Annotated in this window: 17 protein-coding genes; 10 read left to right on the top strand and 7 right to left on the bottom strand. The window is 61.2% G+C overall.

Annotated elements, in window-relative coordinates:
- Positions 1–26: 26 nt before the first annotated feature.
- The 3 genes from P3T17_RS02980 to cysS form a co-directional block, all read right to left on the bottom strand.
- Positions 27–998: an acetyl-CoA carboxylase carboxyltransferase subunit alpha gene (locus P3T17_RS02980; protein WP_074264219.1), complete on the bottom strand. Its 972-nt coding sequence runs from the start codon at positions 996–998 to the stop codon at positions 27–29.
- A gap of 143 nt (positions 999–1,141) precedes the next feature.
- Positions 1,142–2,167 (bottom strand): DNA-3-methyladenine glycosylase family protein, encoded by a 1,026-nt coding sequence (locus P3T17_RS02975; protein WP_429287142.1) that lies wholly within the window; start codon positions 2,165–2,167, stop codon positions 1,142–1,144.
- Positions 2,168–2,221: 54 nt separating this feature from the next.
- A complete protein-coding gene (gene cysS, locus P3T17_RS02970) occupies positions 2,222–3,619 on the bottom strand; it encodes a cysteine--tRNA ligase (RefSeq protein ID WP_074264217.1) in 1,398 nt (465 codons plus the stop codon).
- 254 nt (positions 3,620–3,873) lie between these two features.
- Between cysS and P3T17_RS02965 the strand changes: the two genes are divergently transcribed.
- The 4 genes from P3T17_RS02965 (at position 3,874) to P3T17_RS02950 (ending at position 6,826) form a co-directional block, all read left to right on the top strand.
- Complete coding sequence (locus P3T17_RS02965) at positions 3,874–4,602, top strand: tetratricopeptide repeat protein (protein WP_429404621.1); 729 nt, start codon at positions 3,874–3,876, stop codon at positions 4,600–4,602.
- Between the two features lie 54 nt (positions 4,603–4,656).
- Complete coding sequence (locus tag P3T17_RS02960) at positions 4,657–5,238, top strand: peptidylprolyl isomerase (RefSeq protein ID WP_429287143.1); 582 nt, start codon at positions 4,657–4,659, stop codon at positions 5,236–5,238.
- A 166-nt stretch (positions 5,239–5,404) separates the two neighbouring features.
- Positions 5,405–5,899, top strand: coding sequence for a peptidylprolyl isomerase (locus tag P3T17_RS02955; protein WP_074264214.1), 495 nt, complete (start codon positions 5,405–5,407; stop codon positions 5,897–5,899).
- Positions 5,900–6,028: 129 nt separating this feature from the next.
- Positions 6,029–6,826 carry a UDP-2,3-diacylglucosamine diphosphatase gene (locus P3T17_RS02950; protein ID WP_429404620.1) on the top strand — a complete coding sequence of 266 codons (798 nt, stop codon included), beginning with the start codon at positions 6,029–6,031 and terminating at the stop codon, positions 6,824–6,826.
- Between the two features lie 32 nt (positions 6,827–6,858).
- Here P3T17_RS02950 and cysE read toward each other — a convergent pair whose 3' ends face one another.
- Together cysE and P3T17_RS02940 are read right to left on the bottom strand one after the other, a co-directional pair.
- On the bottom strand, positions 6,859–7,674 hold the full coding sequence (gene cysE / locus P3T17_RS02945; protein WP_429404618.1) for a serine O-acetyltransferase: 816 nt from the start codon (positions 7,672–7,674) through the stop codon (positions 6,859–6,861).
- Positions 7,675–7,898: 224 nt separating this feature from the next.
- Positions 7,899–8,783, bottom strand: coding sequence for an RNA methyltransferase (locus tag P3T17_RS02940; RefSeq protein WP_429405487.1), 885 nt, complete (start codon positions 8,781–8,783; stop codon positions 7,899–7,901).
- Positions 8,784–9,094: 311 nt separating this feature from the next.
- On the opposite strand from P3T17_RS02940, the gene P3T17_RS02935 reads away from it, so the two are divergent.
- Complete coding sequence (locus P3T17_RS02935) at positions 9,095–9,898, top strand: inositol monophosphatase family protein (RefSeq protein ID WP_074264211.1); 804 nt, start codon at positions 9,095–9,097, stop codon at positions 9,896–9,898.
- Positions 9,899–10,104: 206 nt separating this feature from the next.
- Positions 10,105–11,403, top strand: a complete 1,299-nt coding sequence (gene lplT, locus P3T17_RS02930) for a lysophospholipid transporter LplT (protein WP_429404616.1) — start codon at positions 10,105–10,107, stop codon at positions 11,401–11,403.
- An 82-nt stretch (positions 11,404–11,485) separates the two neighbouring features.
- Here lplT and P3T17_RS02925 read toward each other — a convergent pair whose 3' ends face one another.
- The gene (locus P3T17_RS02925; RefSeq protein WP_429404614.1) at positions 11,486–12,877 is read right to left on the bottom strand and encodes an FAD-binding oxidoreductase; all 1,392 of its coding nucleotides are present in this window, start codon (positions 12,875–12,877) and stop codon (positions 11,486–11,488) included.
- A 251-nt stretch (positions 12,878–13,128) separates the two neighbouring features.
- A complete protein-coding gene (locus P3T17_RS02920) occupies positions 13,129–13,341 on the bottom strand; it encodes a DUF1059 domain-containing protein (RefSeq protein ID WP_074264209.1) in 213 nt (70 codons plus the stop codon).
- Positions 13,342–13,976: 635 nt separating this feature from the next.
- On the opposite strand from P3T17_RS02920, the gene P3T17_RS02915 reads away from it, so the two are divergent.
- From P3T17_RS02915 to P3T17_RS02900, 4 genes are all read left to right on the top strand, one after another.
- The gene (locus P3T17_RS02915; protein ID WP_429404612.1) at positions 13,977–15,386 is read left to right on the top strand and encodes a hypothetical protein; all 1,410 of its coding nucleotides are present in this window, start codon (positions 13,977–13,979) and stop codon (positions 15,384–15,386) included.
- Positions 15,387–15,697: 311 nt separating this feature from the next.
- Complete coding sequence (locus tag P3T17_RS02910) at positions 15,698–16,243, top strand: PAAR domain-containing protein (RefSeq protein WP_429404610.1); 546 nt, start codon at positions 15,698–15,700, stop codon at positions 16,241–16,243.
- Positions 16,234–17,049: a hypothetical protein gene (locus tag P3T17_RS02905; protein ID WP_429404608.1), complete on the top strand. Its 816-nt coding sequence runs from the start codon at positions 16,234–16,236 to the stop codon at positions 17,047–17,049. Before P3T17_RS02910 ends, P3T17_RS02905 begins: the two co-directional genes overlap by 10 nt.
- On the top strand, positions 17,046–17,399 hold the full coding sequence (locus P3T17_RS02900; protein WP_429404607.1) for a hypothetical protein: 354 nt from the start codon (positions 17,046–17,048) through the stop codon (positions 17,397–17,399). The genes P3T17_RS02905 and P3T17_RS02900 overlap by 4 nt, the downstream gene beginning before the upstream one ends.
- Positions 17,400–17,401: the final 2 nt, after the last annotated feature.

The raw sequence follows: 17,401 nt of genomic DNA, 5'->3' as shown, positions 1-17,401 counted from the left end.
CGCCTTCGATTGAAGAACGGGCCGGCTTATGCGCCGGGCGTCGTTTCCTTGAACTTGCCGTACGCCATCAGCCGTTCGAAACGGCGTTGACGGAGGTCCGGAACGCTCATGCCCTGGAACTGACGCAGCGAATCGGCCAGCGCCCGGCGCAGCATGGCAGCCATGCCCTTCGGATCGCGATGCGCGCCGCCGAGCGGCTCGTTGACGATCTTGTCGATCAGGCCAAGTGCCTTCAGACGATGCGCCGTGAGGCCCAAAGCTTCGGCCGCTTCCGGCGCCTTCGCCGCGCTCTTCCAGAGAATGGAGGCACAGCCTTCCGGCGAGATCACCGAATAGGTCGAGAATTGCAGCATCAGCACACTGTCGCCCACCGCGATGGCAAGCGCACCGCCCGAACCGCCTTCACCGATGATCGTCGCGATGATCGGCGTTTTCAGCTCAGCCATCACATACAGATTACGGCCGATGGCTTCCGACTGGCCGCGCTCTTCCGCGCCGATGCCAGGATAAGCACCCGGTGTATCGATGAACGTGAAGAGCGGTAGACCAAATTTTTCGGCGAGGCGCATCAGGCGTTCGGCCTTGCGATAGCCTTCCGGACGCGGCATGCCGAAGTTACGCAGCGAGCGTTCCTTGGTATCGCGACCCTTCTGGTGGCCGATCACCATGCAAGCCTGGCCGTTGAAGCGCGCAAAACCGCCGACAATAGCCAGATCGTCCGCAAACGCGCGGTCGCCATGCAGCTCGTGGAAATCGGTGAACAGTTCGCTCACATAGTCAAACGTGTAGGGACGCTGCGGATGACGGGCAATTTGCGAAACCTGCCACGGGCTCAGGTTTGCGTACAGATCTTTGGTGAGCTGCTGACTCTTCTTGGAGAGCCGATCGATTTCTTCCGAGATATCGACGGCCGAATCGTCCTGCACGAAGCGCAATTCTTCGATCTTCGCTTCGAGTTCAGCGATCGGCTGCTCGAAATCCAGAAAAGTGGTCTTCATTGGTTGTAATCCTTGGACTTACCAGGCAGCGCGTATTCTAACCGCGACCGCCGCTGTCAAAACTACCTCGAAACTATCGAATTCGAAAATCGATAGCCTCGGATAGCCTCGCATCACATGACATCAAATCAGGTCGTGGCAGATTAATAGTCGACCGGCAATGGATCAAGACTACGCCACATATACCAGGTGGCGACTGTGCGCCACGGCTCCCAATTCGCAGCAACCTCGCGCGCCTCGCTGCGCGTGACGGGTTCGCCACTGAAGTAATTGAGGCTGATGGCGCGGATCAGGCCGAGATCGTCCAGAGGCAGGACGTCCGGACGCGAGAGATTGAAGATCAGGAACATCTCCGCGGTCCAGCGGCCGATACCGCGGATCTGCGTGAGCTCGGCGATCACCGCCTCGTCTTCCATCGTGGTCCACTTGCCGACGTGCAAGGCGCCCGAAACGAAGTGCTCGGCCAGATCGAGAATGTATTCCGCCTTGCGCCTGGACAGGCCGCACGCCATCAGCTTGTCCTGCCCCAGCTTGATGAACTGCTGCGGCACGAGCTTCGGACACGCACTTTCGACGCGATGCCACGCCGCCTGCGCCGAAGCCACCGAAATCTGCTGCCCCACCACCGAGCGCGCGAGCGTCACGAACGGATCGCCGCGGCTCAACAGATGCACCGGGCCGAACTTCGGAATCAGTTTCTTGAGAATGCGATCGCGCTTGACGAGATCCGCACACGCCTTGTCCCAGTAGTCGGGGCGTGTGACTTCCGGCGTGAGACCGCCAACCTGCACCGGCACGGCGACTTCCGCGTCGTCCAATGCACGCGTTTTGCGCACGACTTCACCTTCATGCAGCGTGTCGCGCGCGAGTTCCTGTACGTCGCCGGCGAGTTCTGCCGGCACGGCGCCATTGCCAGCATGATTTTTCACGCGTGTTGTGCGCGATGCTTTTGCGCCTCTCGCGAGCTTCGGCGCATGCGCTGACGCACCGTTGAGCGCACGCTTCACCGGGGTGTTCTTCGCGGCGCTACCTGCCTTGGCGGCGACCTTCGCCGCGGCGGGCACCGCTTTGATCGCGCTGCCGTTACGCGCGCGAGTCGATTTCACTGCAGCTGCCGCGCCTGTTTTAGACGCAGCCCGTTTAGACGGCGTCTTCGTGGCCGTTGCCATCCTGCCTCCTGCCTCCTGCCTGGCGAGTCGATCAAAGGGAAGTACGAGGTGCGCTCACACGCGCCGCCACTCGGTCAACCCGCCGGGTTTGTCTTCAAGTGCAACGCCAGCCTCGAGCAATTCGGCCCGAATCCGGTCTGCTGCCGCATAGTCCTTCGCCTGCTTGGCGGCCACGCGCGCTGCGATCTTCGCTTCGATCGCGGCGGGCTCGAGCGCGCCATCACTCACGCTACCCGCAGCCTGCTGCAGGAATGCACGCGGCTCACGGCCCAGCAGTCCGATGATGCGCGCAAGCGCACGCAGTTGTCGGGCCAGCGCGGCGTCGCGCGTGCGGTTTACCTCACTTGCCAGCTCAAACAGCACCGACACTGCAACCGGCGTGTTGAAGTCGTCGTTCATCGCCGCCCTGAAACGTTGCGCATGCGCTTCGTTCCAGTCGAGTTCGGCGCCGTCCGGGCTCACGTCTTTCAGCGACGTGTACAAACGCGTGAGGGCGTTGCGCGCGTCGTCGATATGCGTGTCGCTGTAGTTCAGCGGCGAACGGTAGTGCGCCCGCGCAATGAAAAAACGCACCACCTCGGCATCGTACTGCGCGAGCACTTCTCGGATCGTGAAGAAGTTGCCGAGCGACTTCGACATCTTCTCATTGTCGATCTGAACGTACCCGTTGTGCATCCAGTAATTCACAAACGTTTGACCTGTCGCGCCTTCGCTTTGCGCGATTTCGTTCTCATGGTGCGGAAACTGCAGATCCTGCCCGCCGCCATGAATATCGAAATGATCGCCGAGCAGCGTGCAGCCCATCGCCGAGCATTCAATGTGCCACCCGGGACGGCCGCGGCCGTACTTCGAGTCCCAACCCGTGTCCACAGGCTCCTCCGGCTTGGCCTGTTTCCACAGGACAAAATCGAGCGGATCCTGCTTCGCGTCGTTGGCCGCCACACGCTCGCCTGCGCGCAGATCTTCGAGCGACTTGCCCGATAGCTTGCCGTAGCCAGAAAATTTTCGCACGGCGTAATTCACATCGCCATCACTCGCCTGATAGGCGTAGCCGTTTGCTTCCAGCTTGCCGATCATGTCGAGCATCTGCGGAATGTAGTCGGTTGCGCGCGGTTCGAGATCGGGACGCTCGATGCCGAGCGCATCCGCATCTTCATGCAGTGCGGCAATGAAGCGATCGGTCAGCGACTTGATCGTCTCGCCGTTTTCGACGGCACGGCGGATGATCTTGTCGTCGATATCGGTAATGTTGCGCACGTAGGTCACCTTGTAACCGAGCGTGCGCAACCACCGTTGCGCGATATCGAACACGACCATCACGCGTGCATGACCAATGTGACAGTAGTCATACACCGTCATCCCGCAGACGTACATCCGTACGACGCCCTCTTGCAGCGGCACGAAAGTTTGCTTGTCACGCGCGAGCGTGTTGTAGATGCGCAGTGATTCCATAGAGACGATGCGTGGGTCGAAAGAAATCCGCAATGTTTTTCGTGCGCGCCGCGCCCGCTTCTGATACCGGCCCGGTACAAGCTCAGTACAAAACAGGTGTAGCGCATACAGCAGCAAACCGGTGCACCGGGTGCGGCGGTCAGGCTGCGATCAAGGCGGGACGACCACGAGTGGCGAAAGACAGTATGCGGTTCAACGGAACGCGCAGACCTTTTGTTAGAATGGGTCGGAGTATAACATCCAGACCCGAGCCTATGAAACCTTCCAGCGGCCGCGCGCGAAGCGCCGCGACCCTCGCCGCCACGGCCCTGTGCGGCCTCGCCGTCATGCTGCTGCCGGGCGCGCCTGCCTATGCGCAGAAGTCCCCCATGATCCCGCAGGGTGCTCCTGTGCGCGACAACACGCCGGAAATCGACGCGTTGATTGCAAAGCAAAACTGGAACGCCGCGCTCACCCAACTCGACGCCCGCATCGCCGCAAATCCGCGCGACGCTCAGGCGCAATTCAAGCGCGCCACGGTGCTGGCTCACCTGAATCGCGACGACGAAGCCATCAACGCCTTCATTGCGCTGACGCAGACTTATCCGGAATTGCCGGAGCCGTATAACAACCTTGCGGCGCTGTACGCGAAGCACGGGCGCTATTCGGAAGCACGCGCGGCACTCGAAACCGCGACCAAGGCGAACCCCAACTACGGTCTCGCCTACGAAAATCTCGGCGACCTGTACCTGCGCCTCGCGGCCTCCGCCTACCAGCGCTCGCAGGACCTGGGCCAGGCAAGCGGGCCGACGAAGCAGCGCCTCGCCGACATCCAGAAGATCGTCTCGCCGCCGAAGAGTGCGGCGCAGCCGGTCAAGAAGGTTGCCGCACCGCAAGAGGACGCGACGCCCGTCATGCCGAATATCACGAACTCGCCAAGCTTCCAGTTCGGCGGCTCGAATGGTTCGCTCGCCCTGCCGCCGTATATGGCGCCGTCGCAATAACTTATCCGTATCGCACACTCATCGCCAACGCTTTTTTCCACCCTGAGGATCTTCATGAAATGGTTGATGCTGGCGCTCGGTAGCGCCGCCCTGATCGCGAACGCACCCGCCTTTGCCCAGTCCGCCACGCCGGCGACGCATCCGTCCGTGCTCTTCAAGACCACTGACGGCGATATCCGCGTCGAGCTGTACCCCGAGAAGGCGCCGAAGACCGTCGCGAACTTCCTCGACTATGTGAAATCCGGCCAGTACAGCGGCACGATTTTCCATCGCGTGATTCCGGGCTTCATGATCCAGGGTGGCGGCTTCACGCAGAGCTATGCAGAAAAGCCGACTCGCGCGCCGATCCAGCTTGAAAGCCGCAACGGCCTGAAGAACGTCGTCGGCACGATCGCCATGGCACGGACCAGCGACCCGGATTCGGCCACCTCGCAATTCTTCATCAACACGGCGGATAACGCCGGCCTCGACTATCCCGGTCAGGACGGCAACGGCTACGCCGTGTTCGGCAAGGTCACCTCCGGCATGGATGTGGTGAAGAAGATCGAAGGCACGCCGACCACCACGCGCGGCCCGATGTCCGACGTACCGCAAACGCCGATCGTGATCGAATCGGCTACGATCGTCAGCAAATAAGCAGACCGGCATAGAGACTCAAGCAGGCAAGAACACAGGTTAGCAAGCGCACCCGCCGGCGATACAGTCCGTGGTCGCCCTTGCAACACCACTGCCCCTGGCGCGGCCCCATCCACCATGCGATGCGCCGCGCCTTTCACCCTCCTGTTCATCAAAGGATCCCATCATGGTCGAACTACACACGAATCACGGCGTCATCAAACTCGAACTGGACGCCGAGAAGGCACCGAAGTCGGTTGAGAACTTCCTCAACTACGTGAAGGCCGGGCACTACGACAACACCGTGTTCCATCGCGTGATCGACGGCTTCATGATTCAGGGCGGCGGTTTCGAACCCGGCATGAAGCAAAAGCCGACCGAAGCGCCGATCACCAACGAAGCGAACAACGGTCTGAAGAACGTCAACGGTTCGATCGCGATGGCGCGCACCAACGATCCGCATTCGGCGACGGCGCAATTCTTCATCAACGTGAACGACAACGACTTTCTGAATCACTCGTCGCCGACGCCGCAAGGCTGGGGTTACGCCGTGTTCGGCAAAGTGGTCGACGGTCTCGACATCGTCGAAAAAATCAAGAAGGTGAAGACGGGTTCGAAGGGCTTCCATCAGGACGTGCCGGCGGACGACGTGATCATCGAGAAAGCGGTCATCGTCGAATAAGCAACGGGCCGTGCGCCAGCGGATGCGGTCGCGGGTTCAGCTGCGGCCCTGGGTTTGGCAACAACACGCTGGCGCACAGCGCGCAGTTCGGCGAAGCATTTAACTGCAACTGAAATCAGGCAACCTTCAATGCTGCAAGAAACGCCGCTGCGAAGCGTCGCCGCGGGCGGGCCAGGCGAGGGCAGACGCCCGCATGGCGCACGCCCGCTGTTTCTCATCTCAGACCTGCATTTGAGCGAGGACATTCCTCGCACGGTCGCCGCGTTCGAACACTTCATCCGCATCACGGCTGAAGAAGCCGATTCGGTTTTTATCCTCGGCGACCTGTTCGAATACTGGATCGGCGACGACATGCTGAGCGATCCGTTCGTCGCGCGTATGGCGACGCTCATGCACACGCTGTCCGAGCGCGGCATCGCGCTCTACATCATGCACGGCAATCGCGACTTTCTGCTCGGCAAGCGCTTCATGAAAGCGGCCGGCGCAATCTGGTTGCCCGACCCGTTCGTGATCACCGCATTCGGCGCGCGCATCACGCTCGCGCATGGCGACGCGCTGTGCACCGCCGATCATGCGTACATCCGTTTTCGCCGCATTGCGCGCAGCCGCTTCGCGCAAATGCTGTTTCTCGCCTGGCCATTCAGATGGCGCCATGCGCTGGCCAAAAGGATGCGCTCGGCGAGTCAGGAGAGCCGCGCGCGGCCGGTCTCGCCGAAATACGACGTGACGCAGGAAGGTGTAGCTGCGTTGTTCAGGGAGACGGGGACGGCGACCATCGTGCATGGCCACACGCACCGGCCGGCACGGCATCGCGAGCCGGGTGGTACGCGCTGGGTACTGCCGGACTGGGACCTCGATCACGGCGAACCCCGAGGCGGGTATTTGCGGATCGACGCCGATGGGCTGAGAGCCCTCCCCTTGGACTAGGCGCTGCGTCAGTCTTCCGATTGAGCGCGAGACTAGCTCTCAGCGGCTACCCCATCCACGCGCCCCGCGATCGCTGCGGACAGGCGACGCAGATCGAGCAACGCCGCGTCTGCGCCCTGCAGCGCTTCGAGACGGGTACCGAGCCGCTCCAGCGCTGCGACGATTTCGTCGATGCGTTGCGACTGCGTCGCCGCATGATCGATCAGACCGTGAATGGCGAGCGAAACCGGATCGTCCGCATTCGGCGTAATGCCGTAGGCACAGAATGCACTGCGCACCGCAGCCTTCTTGTCGCAATCACGATCAGGACCGGCAGCCTCACGTGCGGGCGCTACGGGCATGATCACCCGTGCCGGATTGCCCACTGCCGTACCGCCTGCCGGCACCGGCTTGACGACCACCGCATTCGAACCGATCTTCGCCTCCGTGCCAATCGTGAAGCCACCGAGTATCTTGGCGCCCGCGCCGACGATCACACCGCGCTCGAGCGTCGGATGCCGTTTGGCGCCGCGCGTGAGCGAGGTGCCACCCAGCGTCACGCCCTGATAGATCGTGCAGTCGTCGCCGATCTCCGCCGTTTCGCCGACCACGACGCCCATACCATGATCGATAAACACCCGGCGACCGACGGTTGCGCCCGGATGGATCTCGATACCGGTCAGAAAGCGCGCCATCTGCGACACGAAACGCGCCAGCCAGCGGCGTTGCGCCCGCCAGCAGGCGTGCGCGAGCCGGTGCAGCACGAGCGCATGCAGACCGGGATAGCACGTGAGCACTTCCCAGGCGCTGCGGGCGGCGGGATCGCGCTCGCGGATCGTGGCGATGTCTTCGCGAAGTCTCGTGAACATGGCAGTGACGCTTTCGTGGGGACGTGGGGCCGGGTGCCGCCTGGCGGCGCACGACGGAGCGCTGCCGTTAGCAGACCGGCAGCTTTGCTTAGAACGTTTTGGGGAATTGTAGGGGCGATTGCGTCAACCTGCTGGATGCCCCCGTTCGCGGCAAGGTCGTCAATGCGCGCCGAGAGGTCGGCGCGCATGCTCAGGATGCGCAGTGGGACAGGCGCGCCCCGTCCTCAGGACGCGCCGTCGTCCGGCTGCTTCACCTTCAGCAGGATGTGCTTTGCGATGCCGCGCACAATATTCACCTCTTCGCGCTCGAGCCCGGAACGGGCAAAAAGACGCCGCAGGCGCGACATCAGTTTCTTGGGGTTATCCGGATCGAGAAACTCGAGCGCCACCAGCGCACTTTCGAGGTGCGCAAACATGCCTTCGATCTCGTCGCTGGGCGCGAGCGAGCCGTGCGCCGCGGCACCTTGGGCTAGCCCTTCGGAGTCAGTGTTCACGCCGTTGCCAACATTAGCGCCAGCCCTGCTCCCGCCACCGCCAGCAACGGCGCCCGCAGCCCCGCCCGCGCCGAGATACGCGGTGCGCAACTCGTACGCCAGCACCTGCACGGCCTGCGCCAGATTGAGCGAGCTATATGCCGGATTGGCCGGAATATGCGCGAGCACACTGCAACGCTCGACGTCCTCGTTCGACAGCCCCGTGCGCTCATTGCCGAACACCAGTGCGATATCACCGTGCACAGCATGCTCGCGCGCCTGCCCCGCAGCCGCGCGCGGCGCGAACTGCGGCGGGCCGTATTCGCGCGAGCGCGCCGTCAGCGCCACCGACCAGTGCACGCCATTGAGCGCATCCGCCAACGTCGGCACCACATGCGCGCCGGCCAGCACATCGTCCGCGCCGCTCGCCATGGCGATCGCTTCGGGATCGGACTGCACGTGCGGCACGCGCGGGGCCACCAGCACGAGACGCGAGAAGCCCATGGTTTTCAGCGCACGCGCTGCGGCGCCGACATTGCCGGGATGACTGGGCTCGACGAGCACGAAGCGGGTCGACGTGAAGCCGCCGCGCACAGGCGCAGCGCTGTCCGGGCTGCAGATCCCGGAGGACGGCAGAGAAGACGAAGACGGATTGTGGGGTTGGGCCACGATAAAAATAGGGGGCTAAAGGCCCCTATGGTAGCGCCAACCGGCACGCAAAACCTACCCGCATCGGATGCTGCGCTGCCGTAGAGCCCCGGACTCGGGTAAAATCACGGCTATTCGCGCCGTCCTTGCACGAGCGCCTCGTTCTTATTCAATTCGTCTCCGTCGACGGAACGCCGGTCAAACGGTTGTTCCGTGTTGTTTCAGCTGCGTAGTGGCAGCGCATTTACAGCTCATTACCGGTAAGCAGCCGCGCTGCCCCGGCACAAGGATCCAGGCTCATGCATCCCATGCTCAACATCGCCGTCAAGGCCGCGCGCCGCGCCGCGCAGATCATCAACCGGGCGTCGCTCGATCTCGACCTGGTCCAGGTCAGCAAGAAACAGCACAACGATTTCGTCACGGAGGTCGACAAGGCATCGGAAGCCGCGATCATCGATACGCTGAAGACCGCCTACCCCGACCACGCCATCCTCGCCGAAGAATCCGGCAAATCGGACAACGAGTCCGAATACCAGTGGATCATCGACCCGCTCGACGGCACCACGAACTTCATCCACGGCTTCCAGTACTACTGCGTGTCGATCGCTCTGGCGCATAAGGGCATCGTGACTCAAGCCGTCGTCTACGATCCGAACCGCAACGACCTGTTCACCGCCTCGCGCGGCCGCGGCGCGTTCCTCAACGACCGCCGCATCCGCGTGGGCCGCCGCGACCGCCTCGCCGACGGCCTGATCGGCACGGGCTTCCCGTTCCGCGAAACCGACGGCCTGGAGTCGTACGGGCGTCTGTTCAAGGAAATGACCGAAGCCTGCGCCGGCCTGCGCCGCCCGGGCGCGGCTGCGCTCGATCTGGCGAACGTCGCCGCGGGCCGCCTCGACGGCTTCTTCGAACAGGGGCTGCATGCGTGGGACATGGCCGCCGGCAGCCTGCTGATCACCGAAGCAGGCGGTCTGGTGGGCAACTACACGGGCGATTCGGAGTTCCTGCATATCGGCGAAGTCGTCGCGGGCAACCCGAAGCTGTACGCGCAAATGGTGCCGATCCTGTCGCGCTACAGCCGCACGAAGCAGCCAGCGGCCTGAGGCCGTAACACGCGCTGCAGCATGTGCAAAGCGGCTTCGGCCGCTTTTTTTCTTGGCGCGGCCGTCCGACTGGCCAGTATCCGCTAACGCTGCGCCTGCATGCGACGCCGCTTCATGCTACAAAGCGTCAGGCCGCACCGGTATCGTTTTCATCGTACCGGCGTGCTTTTGGCGCACGACCCTCGCGCAGCATCCCGAACTGCTTAATGAAAAAAGGCTTCTATACGATCATCGCGGCGCAGTTCGTGTCGTCGCTCGCCGACAACGCGCTGCTGATCGCGGCGATCGCGCTGCTCTCGGTCATCCGCTCGGCCGCGTGGGTGACGCCGCTGCTGCAGATCTTCTTCACGGTTTCGTACGTGTTGCTGGCGCCGTTCGTCGGTGCATTCGCGGACGCGCTGCAAAAGCGTCATGTGATGTTCGTCTCGAACGCGTTAAAGGCCAGCGGCTGCCTGATGATGATTGCCGGCGTGCATCCGATGATTGCGTACGGCGTGGTCGGTTTCGGCGCGGCGGCTTACTCGCCTGCCAAATACGGCATCCTGACTGAACTGCTGCCCCCCGACCGGCTGATCACGGCAAACGCATGGCTGGAGTCGGCCACAGTACTGTCGACGATCGTCGGGACCATGCTGGGCGGCGCGCTGATCAGCACGTACGCCTCCAACTTCGTCACGCATGCCCGGCTGCCACTGATTCATTCCGCGGCCGATCTGGCAATGCTGGCAGTGATGCTGACCTATGCGATCGCGGCTGCGATCAATGTGGGGATTCCCGACACGGGCGCGCGCTATCCGAATCGCCTCAAGGAGCCGAAGAAACTGGTGGGCGATTTCACGCATTGCTTCAACGTGCTGTGGGCCGACAAGCTCGCGCAAATCGCGCTGTGGGTCACCACGCTGATGTGGGGCGGCGCGGTCACGCTGCAGTTGCTGGTGTTGAAGTGGGCGGATGTGAACCTTGGACTGTCGCTATCGAAAGCGGCTGTGATGCAAGGCATTACGGGGCTCGGTATTGCGGTGGGCGCGGCGGCGGCTGCGACGCTGGTGCCGCTGCGCAGTTCGCTGAAGGTGCTGCCGATCGGCATCATTACCGGCGCGGTCGCAATCGGCATGGCGTTCTATAGCAAGGGACTGTTTCCGCCAGGCATGGGCATTCGCGTCGGTCCCTTTGTTGCGCCGATTTATATCGTGCTCGCCTATCCGCTGATGATTCTGCTCGGCGCGCTGTCGGGGTTCTTTATCGTGCCGATGAATGCGCTGCTGCAGCATCGCGGCGCAACGCTGCTCTCAGCGGGCCATTCGATTGCCGTGCAGAATTTCAACCAGAATCTCGCGGTGCTGCTGATGCTCGGTTTGTACGCGATTCTGCTCACGGCGAAGCTGCCGGTGCCGTGGATCATCGTCGTGTTCGGCACCTTCATTACATTCATGATGTGGCTGGCGAAACGCCGTAGCACGGCGAACGCGCGCAAGGTCGATATGCGCGCGCTGGTTGGAGAATAGCGGCTCGCGAAGGTCACGGCCTGTGCGCGGACAGTCGCGGGAGTCCCCAGGTCCCCGACGACTGGCGCGCACCGGATGCCCGTTACGACACAGAAGGTTGGATGTTCTGATTGAAGCGAAAGAGGTTGTGCGGATCGTACCGGGTCTTCACCGCGACGAGACGATCGTAGTTCGGACCATAGGCCGCGCCGATACGCCCGGTCTCGTCCTGCGTCAGGAAGTTGACATACACGCTGCCCAGTGCGAAAGGCGCAGCCGCCTCGAAGAAGCCGCGTGCCCATGCGATGCATCGGTCATCGTCGCTTGCGTCGCTCCAGCGTCCATGCACATTCATGACATATGTCGCGTCGCGGTTCGGATAGGCCGTGGCCTCGACCGGAACACGGGTTGTTTGAGCCCCGATCTGACCGAAGAAGATCTCGCATTGCGGCGACGGCAGCTTGTCAATGGCGTCAATCAGCACGTCCAGCAGTCCGTCCGGCAACTCGGCCAGATTGTGCGACTTCCAGTAGTTGCGCGCGCCGGGCGTCAGCAGCGGATCGAAAGCCTGTTGCCACATCGCATAAGGCATCGGGCCGAGATGTTCTCCGTACGGGGTGCCGAAGTGGCGCACCGCGTCGAGCGCTCCCGGCCCATCAGCAACTGCGCCGTTGTAGCAGCTTGCAAAAGCGATGATCGGTTTGCCGTGGACATCCTGCGGCAGAAACGGCAGCGGCGGCGCGAGGCGCAGCACGGCCCATACAGAGAGTTCGTCCGGCATATCGTCGATTGCAGCGCGATATTTCCTGAGCGCGTCTTTTGCCTGTTCCAACGGCAATACGACGAGCCCGCCGAACACCTCCGGCCCGACTGGATGCAGCTGGAATTCGAACATCGTAACGACGCCGAAATTGCCGCCGCCGCCGCGAATCGCCCAGAACAGATCTTCATGCGCATCGGCAGCGGCACGAACCAGTTCTCCGTCCGCCGTGACGACATCCGCCGAGACGAGATTGTCGACCGTCATCCCGTACTGGCGGCTGAGCCAACCGAAGCCGCCGCCAAGCGTCAGGCCCGACACGCCCGTCGTCGAATTGATCCCGAGCGGTGTCGCCAGCCCGAAAGCCTGCGCTTCATGGTCGAAATCGGCAAGCGTGGCACCCGGTTCGACATAGGCGCGACGCGCAGCCGGGTCGACCCGTACCGATTTCATCGGCGACAAGTCGATCATCAGTCCGTCGTCACAGACCGCGCTGCCTGCGATGTTATGCGCGCCGCCGCGCACAGCCAGCGGCAAGTCGTTATCGCGCGCAAAGGCCACTGCACGGCGAACATCGGCCACTCCCGCGCAACGCACGATGACAGCCGGACGACGGTCGATCATTGCATTCCATATGCTGCGCGCTTCGTCGAAACCGGGATCGGCAGGTAACAGCACTTGCCCTCTCGTCGCAACTTTCAGTTCTTCGATTGTATTGCTGGACAAATTGACCATGAGACACCTCCTGGAATGCGGACGACATTTGAGGCAACAGGTAAGGGAGCCGAAATCCTGAAGGTCTTGCCTTCATCCAGGGGTGCCGACAAGACTCGTCAACATCGATGAGTCCGTGCAGCCAATCTACGCGAAGGATTTTTTGTTCACGGCGGGATGCGTAGCTACGCTCGGATCCAGTTCGTTCCTGAGCGGTTGGGCATCGTGATGTGACTGCCCGATAACCGGTCGCGCGTGCGGGTGCGCGAGCATTACGCGTGACGCGGTGCTTCTACCGGCGGCGTGCCGTCATGAAACAGCGTCTTCAACTGCGAACGCAGTTCTGGAGAATCAGCATGCTTGTGAACCGTGACCGCGTGCTGTACGGCCGCCTCTAGCAGCTCATTTTCGGAATCCGCGGATAGCGCGATAGAGCAGTTCATTTCGCTCGGAAATTCCCGGCAATCGATGTATTTGCGCGTCATGATCCTCTCCTCATACGATAGTAGTCATGGGCTTTACGTGAATAACCGCGCGGGATGCCGCGCGAAGTGCACAGCACACGATTTGCGCCTCCTTGTCGCAAAACGAAATCATCCTGAAAGTATAGGCCGCAGGTGGCGAATTTGAGGTCCCGCAGCGAAATTCGCGACGTCGTCAGGATCGTTTCCAGCACCCACTTGAATGATTTCGGCTACCGGCGCCGGTTTGAATCGTCGCACGAACTCCTCGAGGTGGCGCGGTACGGCGGTAGCGTTTCCCCCTTCGTCGTTGATGTCCTTGACGGCCTCCCCCATCTGTCCAATCGCGGCTCCAGCGACTTCGCCTGTGATTAGCCATCCGGCCGAGGTTCAATCCGCGCGGCGGCGGGTTAAACTCACGCCCTGAACAGCTAACGCAAGAAGACACTCAGGATGGGCATTCAAACCGCAGCGGCCAATGACGTCGCACAACATACCCCGATGATGCAGCAATACCCGCGTGCGACTTTCTAAGCCTTGTCAGGTAAGGCGCCAAAACGTGGCTCCCTCACAACAGTCCCCCATCAGTCCCCCGCAAAGCAGCCCGTCAGGAGAAACACCAACGTGGCCGACCAATCTGCAACACTCCCGGAGGACTTGTGAGTCAGCATGTCCAAAAGATGATCGGTGCTTTTTTTGGGGCAATAGGTCCGTGGGATTCGGCCTACGCCAACGCTCGCCTGACTTTCATCGCCGTCAGGCGTGGGGCGTATCTCGAGACCTTGGCTGCGCGCCTGTATTTGACTTCGCTTTTTCGCGACCCTCCAAAGGGTTGGTTTCAAGCCGGCGATCTGGTGGCAGGCCAGTTGGAGCTCTCCGGTGGGGTTACGGCTTTCGCCGAAGCGATTAGACAAATTGCGTCCCCCGAGGGCTTTCCGATTCCCGAGTTCGGCAAGCTCTTCCTGCGCCCCGAAGACAACCAGAACATCAGCGTCGGGTTGCCGGACCTCCTCCATTCTGAGGGAGTTGACCAAGGAAACCGCTTGGCGGTTCTGACAATGTGCGGGGTCAGGCGCGACATGCTCGCCCAACAACCGCAGACCGATTGGATGCTTAAAGCTGCTGCGATTCCCTTCGACTCGTTGAACGAGCTCTTCCTTGAGTATGGTCTCGGAGCCGCTCCCAACACATCCACCACTTTAGAAGTCGTGGCGCTCGCGGCGGCTGAGGTGTCGGTTCTCTCGAACGTCAAAGACGGAAAGGCGACCTTGGGGCTTTGGCTGGCCAAAAACCTCGACCGATCAAAAGCTCGGCTCGGATATCGCGTGATCGACAAGGGTGTCGTGAGTCGCGGCTCTGTAGAAGGCGACAAACTCAAGTGGGAAGAAAAATCCGGCGACATTGTCGGGCAACTGTCGCTGGAAGTCCCGCTCGGCGCTGTCGTCCATTGCATCGCGTCCTATGCCGGACACGCTCACAACTTGCGCTGGTTCGCCGACCCCAAAACGTATCAAAACGCACGGGCTGCCGTTCTTTCCAGCGTTGATCAAACAGGCAAGTTGCTGCGGGGATATCTGCTCCCCGAGCTTCCGCCGAGGGGCAAAGCGGCGGACGATTTTGAGTCGGCCTTGGCCTGGGTGCTTTGGACTTTGGGGTTCGCTCCTGTCAGTTTTGGAATGAACGCCAAAACGCGCGACGCTTTCGATATTTTGGCCGCTAGCCCGCGAGGCGACTTCATTGTCGTCGAATGCACGCTTGGGCTCTTGAGAGCGGAAAGCAAGTTGTCGAAACTGAGCGCCCGCGAAGCTTCGCTGCGAAAGATGCTCGCGACGTCCGGCCTTCAACACTTGCGTGTTTTGCCGATCATCGTGACGGCGATGACCAAGGACGAGGTCAAGGCGGACCTGAACGCTGCGGCGGAAACCGGCGTTCTCGTTCTGACCAGAGAGGATTTGGAAGCCATCTTCGATAGCGACCGCCTGCGATTCGCCAACGCAGACCAACTTTTTGAACGGGCATTGCAACGATTGGCCGAGTCGCAAACAATGCAGCAGCCTCCACTGTTTTGAGCTGAAACCACGGGGGCCGAACGGCAGTCCGGTCTGCACGGCCATGCCATAAATTTCCATGCATACGTCGAATTGCACATTGGATCGAATAAGAGAAAACGTCGTCGACGCTCAAAGGACTCTCGCTGTTCTCCCCGTCTGGACTCAGCTCAAAATAATGCCATTTGCATCAATTGAAGAAAAACTGAGCCTGCCGTGATTTTTCGGAATTGAGGTTATCGCCAAACGACCCATCATTTGACAGTTATTTTCTTGCCAGCACAAAAACTACATGGTAATTAATCGCCTGCACTGACAATCAATCACACAAAATGCGGCGCAGTTATTTAAAAATCGGCGATAAATCGTCCGCCGGGGGAACCGTCATCGAGGGAATTCCTGGCACAGCGCATAACGGCGTTGAATTGACCTTTGTTGGCGCAAAAGTCCAATGCCCCGCCTGCAAATCGACCGGTCTGATCACCGCTCGGGGCCCCCGATGGCCAGGCTCCATGATGGGGAAAGACCGCGCGCTGGAAAACGACATCTGCGCATGCAAATGCTCACCACCGCCGAGCATGATCGCGTCGCAGTCGGTGATGTTCGAGAGCTTCGAGGGGAGCGCCCTCGCGAGCATGGGGTTCGCCGGCAATGGCGAGCCCATCCAACATGCGGCCAACAGCTACGACCAGCATTTTCGAATCATCAACAGCGATGGAGAGCCCGTGGAAGGCTTGCCCTACCTTCTCAAAAGCGCGGACGGAACGGCATTGAAGGGAACAACATCGGCCAACGGCGCAACTGATCTCGTTTCCGCGGCCGACGCGCACGAAGTCCAATTTCTGTTTCACATCGCGGGGGGCCAAGAATGCAACTAGCCACCGGCCAGATGACCCCAAAGAACGATCAAAATCCGATCACCGTGCAATGCAAGGTCTACTGGATTCACCGACATGAATGGAATGCCCAATGGATCGCTCAGTATCATGCCGCAGCTCCTTCGTTGGCCAAGGAAATTCAGGCCCGCAAAGTCGACATGTCCAAGCTCGACGCCGAGCCGATCGACGGCTCGCCCACCGGCGGCAATGAAGCCAATCGCTTCACCTGCGAAGACTTCGCGTTCGAGCTGCTCATCGAATTCGCGTCGCGCAACAAGCTTCCGCTAAAAATAAAAACAGCGTCGGCTACGTTCAAGAACATCGACAAGGACTACAAGTCGGGAAGCAAAGCCGCGCCCCCGACCCCTGCCGGATTTGCCCTCGATGTCGCCTATGCCAGCGGCGCGCCAGACGTCCTGAAAAACTCCTCGCCTGTGGCGGACAACGATTTGTTGCCTGGGGACCTGTTTGTCGAGTTCAACGGCGGCCACATCCAAGTCGTCACTGGCGTCGCGCCCGGCAAGATCGATATCATGCAAGGCAATTTCCCGGGTCCCGGCGAAACACCGAAGCGGAAATGGACAAGCTATCTTGAGCTCGGCCCCTGGCTGCGCTCGACAAACGACGGGAATCGGGAAAGCCCGAACTATCTCGGCGCCGCGGTTCAGGATGCCAGCTACGAGCAGCGTGGCGGCAACTGGATGTATCAACGCCACTACGGCAACTATCAAAACTGGGACAGCGACGTCTGGGGAACGATGAACAAACATGTGCGCTGGAACTTTGCCGAGTTCAACAACCTATGAGACTGAAATTCGCTGTTGCGACGCTGGTGGCCCTCGCCCTCTGCTATCTGGGCGCTGGCGCCCCTGCCGTCGCCTTGCTGCTCAAACCCGCCGTCATCTCTGACGGTCTGGCGCTCAAGGCGATTACCTATCACTGGGCCAATCGCTTCGACCGGGCGACGCCGGTGGATGAACTGCTCGCGAGCCGATTCTACGTGCTGGTGTTCGCCGCAATCAGCGTGGCTGCGGGCTTCTTCGCGCTCAGAGCGAATCGCGACGCCAAGAGCTTTGCTTTCGCGCTGGGCTGGTCGATCGCCGTCCTCGCTGTCCTGATTTTTGCCCAGACTCAAGCTTTTTACACGGTTGGCTAACC

It is taken from the genome of Paraburkholderia sp. GAS82 (genome assembly GCF_050436285.1).
GTDB lineage: Bacteria > Pseudomonadota > Gammaproteobacteria > Burkholderiales > Burkholderiaceae > Paraburkholderia > Paraburkholderia phenazinium_B.
The sequence above is the reverse complement of the archived record's forward strand: the minus strand, read 5'-3'. Positions and strand labels throughout refer to the sequence as shown.